General features: G+C 40.8%; 6 protein-coding genes. All 6 read left to right on the forward strand.

The features are described 5' to 3' along the window. Positions 1–254 precede the first annotated feature (254 nt). Complete coding sequence (locus DRJ53_RS20860) at positions 255–1,367, forward strand: DUF4238 domain-containing protein (RefSeq protein ID WP_114237611.1); 1,113 nt, start codon at positions 255–257, stop codon at positions 1,365–1,367. A gap of 242 nt (positions 1,368–1,609) precedes the next feature. Next, positions 1,610–2,038, forward strand: a complete 429-nt coding sequence (locus tag DRJ53_RS21390; protein ID WP_114237612.1) for a hypothetical protein — start codon at positions 1,610–1,612, stop codon at positions 2,036–2,038. A 226-nt stretch (positions 2,039–2,264) separates the two neighbouring features. Then, positions 2,265–2,900 (forward strand): hypothetical protein, encoded by a 636-nt coding sequence (locus tag DRJ53_RS20870; RefSeq protein ID WP_114237613.1) that lies wholly within the window; start codon positions 2,265–2,267, stop codon positions 2,898–2,900. Positions 2,901–3,023: 123 nt separating this feature from the next. Next, on the forward strand, positions 3,024–3,467 hold the full coding sequence (locus DRJ53_RS20875; protein WP_114237614.1) for a contact-dependent growth inhibition system immunity protein: 444 nt from the start codon (positions 3,024–3,026) through the stop codon (positions 3,465–3,467). Between the two features lie 137 nt (positions 3,468–3,604). Beyond that, on the forward strand, positions 3,605–4,285 hold the full coding sequence (locus DRJ53_RS20880) for a hypothetical protein (protein WP_114237615.1): 681 nt from the start codon (positions 3,605–3,607) through the stop codon (positions 4,283–4,285). A gap of 225 nt (positions 4,286–4,510) precedes the next feature. Continuing rightward, a complete protein-coding gene (locus DRJ53_RS20885) occupies positions 4,511–5,113 on the forward strand; it encodes a hypothetical protein (protein WP_123893771.1) in 603 nt (200 codons plus the stop codon). The last annotated feature ends 153 nt before the right edge of the window (positions 5,114–5,266 follow it).

Consider the following 5,266-nt stretch of genomic DNA (forward strand, 5'->3'; position numbering starts at 1 on the left):
GAACAGCTTCTCTTGATATTGCTTGCGGCCTTGCATGCTAAAAGATAATCAGCAACACGCTTCAATGCAAGCAACAAAGCAGAAAATTTACTGCGTTGTGCAACACGCACAGCGGCTTTTTGCAATGGCGGCTGCGGTACTGGTGCTAGGCATTAGAAAATAATTTTTACTTTAGGTTATGGGCTATGCTGACGGAACGCTTTTGCCGCCACAGACAAAAAGCCCTTTCACGTTGCCTGCAATGCTAACTGACAATGCAAAAAACTAACAAGCCTAACCACCAGCATTTCATTCCGAGGTCGTATCTACGAAACTTTGCACAGCAAAAGAAGGACAAGAGGTTTGTGGACGCCGTTGAAATCGCTTCAAAAAAGAAACTTTATCTAAGCACAAAAGACATTTGTGTAAAATCTGGGCTTTATACATTACCTCAAACAGGAAGTAACGACCCGTATACGCTGGAAAAATACTACGCAACTCATGTGGACGAAGAATACCCAAAAGTTTATGAACTGCTTTTGGACAAAAGTAGAACCCATATAAGCAGTAAACAAAAACATAAAATCTTACATACACTTTTAAGCCTATACTTTAGAACCCCCAAATTTCTCCATGCTCACAATGACTTAATAGATAGAATTATCGACAGAGCTGTTGAGTTAACAGATGAAGCTAAACAAGAAATAAACATCGATTTTGAAGGAAAGCCTTTGGTTTTTTTGAGGGATGAAGTTGATGCGATTAAGAAAAAACTTAGAGAAGAAAACCGTCAAATTTTTATTTCGACGCATTTAGACTATTGGCATAGGTTCGTTGCTTATAAATACAAATGCGCAATTAGTGTTTTCGAAGTTGAAGGAGATATCGATTTGATAACATCGGACAACCCAGTCAATATACATAGTGCTGTTCAAAATCGTTTTCAACTCTTTGACCCAACCAACATAATACAAATTCCGCTTGATAGAAGACATTTTCTGTTCGTTTTTCCAAACACCGAAGAAGCTGAAACAAACAGAATAAATAGAGGAATAAGGGATAAGTATTTTGCTCTTACTTCGAACCTGCAAACGCAACGCAGTGCGGAAAAATGGATTATTGGTTACCCAGGGACAGTCGAAAAGCATTTTGAAGACCAACAGCGTTATGGTGAATTTAACGAGGAAAACTTGAAGGCACTGAAGAACATGGAACAGAAAGCGAAATTGATGGTTGGCCTTTTAGCAGTGGCTCAAGCTAATGGCTTCTTCAGTCAAGCGGTTGCAAATAAAGTAAAGGAATTTAGAAAGCTTGAGTGTTTTGAGGGCGACCACGAATTAAATAATCTCGTATTAGAATTAGCAAAACATGGGTTTCTAACGGTGTAATAGCACAGCAGGCAACAGCGGTTTGGCGTCAGTGGGGCTGGATGAATAAGCTATCGGCTATAAATCGCTGTTGTGCTTCAGTTCCGGCACGAGGTTCAACATTTAGCTTTAGTTCTTAAATTCATCATTATAAATCAAATCAGCTTTGGTTTCGGCTGGACGAATATAAAATCCCCACCGAACGCCAAGCCGATGGACGTTGTGCGCCACCTAAGAATGACAATAACCTTGGGAATAGTTCTATGCATCATTTTATTGATTCCAACACTGGAACTTTACTAATCAACAAGAACATTCATGTTGACAGAGCAATCCGACCACAAGACATCGTTTTGCTTTTCGGTCAAGACCTAGTGCAGATTCGTGAACTTGGAAACGGCTGGTCATGGTACATGGTAAACAAAGTTTCGGATGAATCGCCGTTATCAAATCTTCTATTCATTTTCCAGGGTAACAGTTTGAAACAAATTAACTTTCTACTATCTGACCTGCCTGCAAGGAGTGCTTCCTGGGAAGAATGGAGCGAGGAAAATGAGTTAGGCATACAAAGATATTTAGACGATAAGCTGACTGAATGCTTGGGGGCTGACCGGCATTTCGTATGGGGTAATATAGGCTCCTTTTATGACGGAAAGGGTGGAGCATCAACTATTGTTATGCGGTATTCCTAAACCAGCGGCGCACAACAGCGGTTTGCCACTATACCGGCTGAACGCCAAGTGTTGAACAAATTATCTCTATTACACTTTTGTAATAAATTTAAGCCGACGGACCACGGAATGCCGGTACAGCGGCAAGCCGGTAATCGTTGTGCGCCATACCATGACAGTCCGAAAGCTCACGTTTCTAATTTTTATTCTTTTCTGCTCGTGCACAGGTACGCAGACAAATTTGCATATGGACAAAATACCTCCCGAGCGACAAAATCAGACTCAGTTTACATTTCTTATTTTCGACCGCGCTTCCGTTGAAAAGTTTTCTAGTGATTTCACTATAGATGATCTACGCGAGTTGACTCTCTTAGCTGATTTTGATTCTCTTAAACGAAAGGAGTCTTCATTTTCTGAATACTCGGATAACACTGCGCTTATTGATAGCACAAACGTTTCGCTCGCAAAATCTATTCTTTCTTCAGTACAGTCGGGCGATGCGAAATATGCAGGTGCTGCCAGAAGCTATTTTCTATTTTCCAAATGGCTGCCGGAGCAATTCAAGTATAAGTGGGTGCAGACGGAAGGCGGGCATTTCGAGTTTGAGGCAAATTTCTTTGCAAACCTTCGAGATGAAAGTAGTGAACTTGACAAGCTCATTTACGGCGAGAAAGGATTTTGGCCTAAAGAGTGGAAGGCGTTGCTGGATGGACACATTTACAATGAATTAAACAAAGAGTCTGCGGTACGAATAAAGAAGACTCTGGCAGAAAGTGATAAATTGAAAGGCCCGCAATATCACCGTGACAAGGAGATATTATTGGCCTTTCTGGACAAGGTTATTTCGGGAGACTGGCGCATGGTGCTCCTTGACTGGGGGTAGTACGGCGCACAACATGGGCTGTTGCGCTATGGCCTCCGAGCAGTCACTATAGTTCTTAACTTCATGCTCGGCCACAGCGCAAAGCCCTGGTCGTTAGCAGCCATTAGTTAGAAAGAGCCCTAAATGAAATACATAAATAAGACGCTTGAACAATTAGACGGTGAGGATTGGGGACGTCCATCTTACGACTCCCATTTAGTTCAGACTACATTTGCTTTAAGAAAGAAGGCTCTGAAAGATTTCACAACTGAAGACCTCAGAATCATGATTGGGCAAAACTTTAGTTTAGAATATTTAGTACCTATTGCACTCGATAGACTTAAAGAAAATATTCTAACGGACGGCGATTTGTATCACGGCGACCTGCTCCAAAGTGTGTTAAGGGCTGACTTAAATTATTGGCTGAATAATCTAGACAAGTACCGCTTTCTAAAGCAGCTTTATGGCAGGAAAAAAGAATTTATCGTTTCAAGGATTGGGGCTTCAGAGTTGCCTTCCATCAATAAAGAGACATTTAAGGGAATAGAAGCAACTTTCGCAAGCTTCAGCGAGATAAAGGGCTGCTAACAGGGTTTTGCTGCAATGCTGGCTGATGAATAAGTTTTGAACGAAACCAATTCTAATCTACATTAGTGCAAGGGTGAGGCTGAAGTACAAAAAACGCCAGCACTGACAGCAACACCTTTAACGTTACTTGCAATGCTATGACAGACCTCGACACATACGAACTTTGCAACATTGACCCAGAAGACATCTCTGATGTTTTGGTAAAAGTTGAGAACTCTTTTGGCTTTAAGTTTGGCGACACAGAACTTAAGGACACAAAAACATTTGGTGAACTGTGCGACATAATTACAAGCAAGGTTCAGGGCGACAATTCAAATGATTGTACGACACAACAAGCATTTTACAAGTTACGTAACGCTATTGCTGACACTTTACTAATTGACAAAACCAGTATAATTCCGGACACAGACTTGCAAAAGCTGTTTCCAAAAAATATCCGCAGACAATCGTTTAAAAACATTGACAAACACTTAGGCTTCAAGACTAACGTTTTAAGACCGAAACATTCAATCACAGGGACACTTGCAATTATATTCATAGCATTGCTTGTTGGACTCTTCTTTTTTTGGCAAGCAGGACTTGTGGGCTTGACCGTATCAATAATTGCAATGACAATAGCAAATAAGTTTGGAAACGAACTTGACTTGCAAACTGTAGGACAGTTTGCAGAAAAACTTTCAAGAGAACATTATTTAAAATCAAGACGAGTATCAACGACAGCAAATAAAAGTGAGATTACACAAAAAATTAAAGACCTCTTTATTGCAGACTTAGGGTTAGAGGAGCATCAACTGACAAGGCAAGCATCTTTTGTGTGACAGAGAAGCACTGCAAGTAACATGGGGTTTGCTGCTACGCTGGCTGACGAATAAATCCTCATCTTTTTGTTCGCTATCCGCAGCAGTTCGGTTAGACGTAATTCTATTCAGCTTTAGTTCTTATCTTCAACATCAGTAATTCTATTGGGCTTCAGTTCCGGGCTGGACGTTATAAAATCCCAGCACAGCAGCAAGCCCTGCCCGTTATGTGCCATTAGAACCCCTATGCGTTACATCCTTTTTCCCTTTGTCCTTTTATTGTTCTCTTGTGACAAATCGCTCAAGAGTGACACTGCTAATCAATTCGAAAACCATAAAACTGGCTCAATAAAGAGTTCAACACCGATTTATGATTTTCATATTCAGCTTGACAAAATCAACAATGAATTTGTATTTCACGTACAGCGTGACACTTTTGAGCAGACAACTAGACTGAAAACTTATGATATTGCCTGGTCTTCGCCTCAGGTACTTTGGACATCGGACGCATTTGCTTGTATTCTGACCTTTTCCTCTGGACAATACGGAGAATATGCTTTTTTGCCTTTAAGAAGCGAGTTAATAGTAAAAGTGGTAAAGGGCGGCATGATTGAAACAGATAGTGTCAATAATTTTATTCTATACACGGACACTGCTATCCAGAACCATTACACACTGGCTTTTGAAAACCTGCTGACACAAAAGAAGAAAACCTTCAAGCTGACTTCCTATAATCATGACGGATTTAAACCCATTCTTGACACAGTCATTCTTCGTAAACAAGAAGCGATTATAATGGACGGTAATAAGAAATACAAAGTTGACCTAAAAGAGATAAACGGCACATAACAGCGGTGGCTGTGGCACAACGTAGGTAAACGAATGAAAAAGTGACCGAAGGATTGCTTTGGAAAAGCGGTCCTTTTTATTTCAGCCGCAAAGCAGGCTTTTGCTGTATGATGCCCTATACCGTATCCCAGCAGCAAAGAGCCTTAAAACAGC

This window comes from Paracnuella aquatica (assembly GCF_003332885.2).
Classification (GTDB): Bacteria; Bacteroidota; Bacteroidia; order Chitinophagales; family Chitinophagaceae; genus Flavisolibacter; species Flavisolibacter aquaticus.

What these genes read in the sequence shown, in the direction of transcription:
- DRJ53_RS20860 (WP_114237611.1), top strand. Translation starts at nt 255, where the DNA reads ATGCAAAAAACTAACAAGCCTAACCACCAGCATTTCATTCCGAGGTCG.
- DRJ53_RS21390 (WP_114237612.1), top strand. Translation starts at nt 1,610, where the DNA reads ATGCATCATTTTATTGATTCCAACACTGGAACTTTACTAATCAACAAG.
- DRJ53_RS20870 (WP_114237613.1), top strand. Translation starts at nt 2,265, where the DNA reads ATGGACAAAATACCTCCCGAGCGACAAAATCAGACTCAGTTTACATTT.
- DRJ53_RS20875 (WP_114237614.1), top strand. Translation starts at nt 3,024, where the DNA reads ATGAAATACATAAATAAGACGCTTGAACAATTAGACGGTGAGGATTGG.
- DRJ53_RS20880 (WP_114237615.1), top strand. Translation starts at nt 3,605, where the DNA reads ATGACAGACCTCGACACATACGAACTTTGCAACATTGACCCAGAAGAC.
- DRJ53_RS20885 (WP_123893771.1), top strand. Translation starts at nt 4,511, where the DNA reads ATGCGTTACATCCTTTTTCCCTTTGTCCTTTTATTGTTCTCTTGTGAC.